Origin of the sequence: Thermanaeromonas sp., from assembly GCF_021890735.1 — a bacterium.
In the GTDB taxonomy this organism is placed as follows: Bacteria; Bacillota; DSM-521; order Neomoorellales; family Neomoorellaceae; genus Thermanaeromonas.
The window spans coordinates 1-4,178 of the sequence record NZ_JAKKUR010000115.1; the positions used below are offsets into that span (position 1 = coordinate 1).

Here is a 4,178-nt window from a genome sequence, read left to right on the forward strand (position 1 = left end):
TCCTACCTTTCCGGCGAGAGATGTCCGGAGGCCCTCACCCGTATCCGCCGGGCTTACCAAGAACTCGCCCAGAACGCAGATGTCCTCCTCATCGGCGGGGCCTGCTACCCGTACGCCTATACCTCTTGCGGCCTCGACGACATAGCCCTGGCCAAAGAATGGAATTCACAAGTTATACTGGTTTCGAAAATAAAAAGCGACTTTAGCATAGATCGGGCCCTTTTCTTCAACCGGAGTTTGGCTAGCGCTGGAGTAAGCCTTTTAGGAAACATCTTTAACGACATCCCCCGCTCCCTTATAGCCAAGGCGGAAGGGATATACAAGCCCATATTAGAAGAGAACGGGTACCGGGTTTTAGGGCTTATCCCCCGCCGGCCGGAGATAGCTTCTCCTACGGTCAAGGAATACTACGAAGCCTTAGGAGGGGAGATACTGGCCGGTAAAGACAATCTGGGCCGGCTGGTAGAAGAAGTTATGATAGGGGCCATGACGGTAGAGAGCGCCCTTACCTATTTTCGGCGCTCGGCCGACAAAGCGGTAATTTTAGGTGGCGACCGGGCGGACGTAGCCTTAGCCGCCTTAGAGACGAGCACTTCCGTGCTCATTCTAACGGGCGGGTTATATCCGGACGTGCGGGTGATTTCCCGGGCCCAGGAGAAGGGTGTGCCGTTGCTTCTTGTTCCATATGATACCTATACCACAGTGGAAAAAGTCAGCCATTTAACACGGCGTCTGAGGGCCGATGATCCTACTGGTATACGTATATCCCTGGAGAATGTAGAAAAGTACTGCCAGTGGGAAGCCATAGTGGAAGCTTTGCGGTAGAAGAAACCGGAAAGAGAAGGGCTGGAAGACATACAAGATTGGTGTTCTTAGGTAAAACTAGGTAGGTGCTTCCGAAACAAGTATGATTTTCCGGCGGTTGAAGCTTTGTCCCTCAAGGCCTCTTAGGCTTGAGGGGGAGGGGGAAATCAAGGAGGATTACAAGCTTTAGCCAGTGAGCAGTTGCCGAGTTTTGCTTTGGAAGTACCACTAGGTATGAAGGAGGTTTCAAGTACATGGAAAAAGTATTTATCGTCAGCGCGGCTCGTACTCCCATTGGTGATTTCCTGGGCAGTCTCAAAGATGTTTCGGCAGTAGATTTAGGTACAATAGCTGCTAAGGAGGCTATTAGACGAGCTGGTATTCGGCCGGAGCAGGTGGAAGATGTAGTTGCGGGGATGGTGTACAAAGAAGGAGTAAAAGGTAACCCGGCGCGGCAAGTACAGCTAAAATGCGGCATACCTGTAGAAGTGGCGGCGGTGACGGTAGACCAGCAATGCTGTTCCTCCATGCGAGCTATGGAAATAGCTGCACAGCAAATTATGCTTGGGAGAGTTGATGTGGCACTGGCTGTAGGAATGGAAAGCATGTCTCAGGTGCCCTACTTGCTCATGGGAGTGCGTACTGGCTACCGCATGGGAACGGCGAAGGTGGAAGATGCGCTTCTCTATGATGCCCTCCATGACGCTTTCTATGGCTATCACATGGGAGTGACCGCTGAGAACCTGGCCGAAAAATATGGCATAACGCGGCAAGAACAGGACGAGCTAGCTGTACTAAGCCATCAGCGGGCTGTAGCGGCCATCAAGGAAGGCAAATTTAAAGAGGAAATCGTACCGGTAGAAGTGAAGACTAAAAAAGGAGTAACATTGGTGGATACGGATGAACACCCGCGGCCGGATACTAATTTGGAGAGCCTAGCCAAGTTAAAGCCGGTGTTTAAAGAAAATGGAACGGTAACTGCGGGCAACGCGAGTGGCATAAACGATGGGGCGGCGGCCCTTGTCCTTATGTCGGAGGCGAAAGTACGGCAACTGGGAGTAAGGCCGTTGGCCAAAATATTGGCTACCGCTTCCTACGGTGTGGAGCCTGCGATAATGGGGATCGGTCCGGTTTATGCTATTCCTAAGGCCTTGAAATATGCTGGATTGGAGCTGAAAGACATCGATTACTTCGAAATAAACGAAGCCTTTGCTGCTCAGTTTCTGGCAGTCAATCGTGAGCTTAAGCTTGACTTGGAGAGGGTCAACGTCAACGGTTCGGGCATTGCTCTGGGCCATCCGGTAGGGTGTACCGGGATACGCATCATAGTAACTCTCCTGTATGAGATGCGGCGGCGGGGGGGCCGTTACGGGGTTGCCTCTCTATGCGCGGGTGGCGGCCCGGCGATGGCTACGGTGTTGGAGATGGTTTGAATTGACATATTTATTTTGAATCTTTAGAAGGGCAAGGGGTATTACCTTCCTCTCATTTTATGTAAGGCAAGTTGGCAGGAGGGAATAGTAAGATGAGGGAAACCCAAAGCCGTGCTCTTATGGATTGTTTTATAGCGGTAGCTCCTTACATAAACCAACTGGTAGCCGGTGATGTAGCTGTGGCTGTATGTGACCGAGAAAGGTATTTATGCTATGTTCCTGGAAAGAAAATAAATCACCGTGTTACAGTAGGCGACCCCGTAAAAGAGGGTACATTGGTATGGGAAGCCATGCAGAAAGGCGAGCCGGTCAGCAAAAGGGTAGGTAGAGAGCTGTTTGGGTTTCCCTACCTCGGCATTGCGTTGCCCATTAAAGAAAGGGGGATGGTTATAGGCGGTGTTGTCTTTATGGAAAGTACGGAGCGGCAGGAATTGCTGTTAGATTTGGCTAGCCGGCTCAGCAAAATATCCCGCGAGGTGAATGCTGCCGTACAACAGATTTTTGCGGAGGCTCAAAATTTGACCGGCATTGGAGAGGAGTTGCATTCTATCTCCTCTGCTACTGCCGGAAGAGCAAAGGAAACTAGCAGTATAATTAATTTTGTAAAAAAGATTGCTCAGAGATCCAAAATATTAGGGCTTAATGCTTCGATAGAGGCTGCTCGCATAGGTAGGCACGGTGGGGGATTTGCTGTAGTGGCAGAGGAGATCCGCAAAATGGCAGAGGAGAGCTCTAAGGCGGTAGAGAGGATTGAAAGGCTCCTACAGGAGTTGAGTCAAAGGGTGGGAACTGTGGAGCTTCAAGCCTCTACCATCCGCAACATATTGTCCGCCCAAGTTGAAGCCCTACAAAGAATTGTAGGCTTGGTTGAAGAGATGGACGCCGTCAGCGCCTGCCTCCAGGGTGAAGCAGAGAAATTGGGTGGATTGCAGATTGAGTAAAGGAGAGCTTTTATGAAACTAGCTCTAGTGCAGCTACGGAGGGACGAACGGCCTGAGTACAATCTGGAACGTATAAAACAGTTAATGCCTCGAGCCCGGGAAGCCGATCTCATTCTTTTACCGGAAAACTGGCTGGGTCCCCTTCCGGTTTTGGCAGAACAATACTTTAGTTACTTGCGGGAGATAGCTAACCTTCTCCCCCGGCGCGCTTTGCTAGTCGGCGGTGCCCAATATGTTCGGATAGGTAGAAGGATATATTCTCGCGGAGCCGTCATTCAGCCGGGGCTTCCCCCGTTTGCTTCTTACTCCAAGATTTTTCCCTCACAAGCAGTGGGGGAGAGAGCTCGTCTTACGCCTGGGAAGCACCTTTCTATAGTAGAACATGCAGGCTGGAAAATAGGAGTGCTGGTCTGTGTAGACCTTTTTTACCCCGAACTGGCGCGATACCTTGCGCTGTTAGGTTGCAGTTTGATAATTAACCCGGCCAGTATACCTGCCGACCGCCAGTTCTTATGGCAATCTTTGGGTTTGGTACGCGCTTCCGAAAATACAGTTTTTGTGGCCGGCATCAACAGCACGGGGGGAGTCTACCCTGATGGTAGGCGAATAGCTGGCGGGAGTTTTGTAGCTCTGCCCCACGGTTACTTTGGCGGTATCACTGGACCAGAGGAAACTGTACTACTGGTCGAATTAGAAAAGGGCCTTATAGAGGAGACCAGAAAAAGATGGCCTTATCTTTTAGATATTAGGGGAAAAAGATACTACTGCATAGTGTTGGGCAGTAGATGGCGGAAATTATAATGCCGTGTTTAACTATTTTTCTTACTCCTTGACCGGATGGCATACTCGCTTTATTATATATAGAGAACTATAGCTATAATATCCTCGAAGGGTAGATAGATATGCCTGAAACCCCTATTTCTCTCATAGTAGCTTTTACGGCAGGTGTAATTTCTTTTCTTTCTCCTTGTGTGCTTCCCTTGGTCCCGAGCTATTTGAG

General features: G+C 50.1%; 4 protein-coding genes and 1 pseudogene. All 5 read left to right on the forward strand.

The genetic code is table 11. From position 1 onward, the window contains the following. On the forward strand, positions 1 to 825 hold an 825-nt coding region (locus tag L5656_RS10765; RefSeq protein WP_297202822.1), incomplete at its 5' end, for a DRTGG domain-containing protein. Between the two features lie 233 nt (positions 826 to 1,058). Then, on the forward strand, positions 1,059 to 2,237 hold the full coding sequence (locus L5656_RS10770; RefSeq protein ID WP_297202824.1) for a thiolase family protein: 1,179 nt from the start codon (positions 1,059 to 1,061) through the stop codon (positions 2,235 to 2,237). Positions 2,238 to 2,329: 92 nt separating this feature from the next. Beyond that, positions 2,330 to 3,178: a methyl-accepting chemotaxis protein gene (locus tag L5656_RS10775; protein WP_297202826.1), complete on the forward strand. Its 849-nt coding sequence runs from the start codon at positions 2,330 to 2,332 to the stop codon at positions 3,176 to 3,178. Positions 3,179 to 3,190: 12 nt separating this feature from the next. Beyond that, positions 3,191 to 3,979, forward strand: coding sequence for a carbon-nitrogen hydrolase family protein (locus L5656_RS10780; RefSeq protein WP_297202828.1), 789 nt, complete (start codon positions 3,191 to 3,193; stop codon positions 3,977 to 3,979). Between the two features lie 101 nt (positions 3,980 to 4,080). Continuing rightward, positions 4,081 to 4,178: pseudogene (locus L5656_RS10785) on the forward strand (cytochrome c biogenesis protein CcdA); the annotation flags it as partial.

Bases quoted from the DNA above. Each gene is read 5' to 3' on its own strand.
- L5656_RS10770 (WP_297202824.1), top strand. From the start codon at position 1,059: ATGGAAAAAGTATTTATCGTCAGCGCGGCTCGTACTCCCATTGGTGAT.
- L5656_RS10775 (WP_297202826.1), top strand. From the start codon at position 2,330: ATGAGGGAAACCCAAAGCCGTGCTCTTATGGATTGTTTTATAGCGGTA.
- L5656_RS10780 (WP_297202828.1), top strand. From the start codon at position 3,191: ATGAAACTAGCTCTAGTGCAGCTACGGAGGGACGAACGGCCTGAGTAC.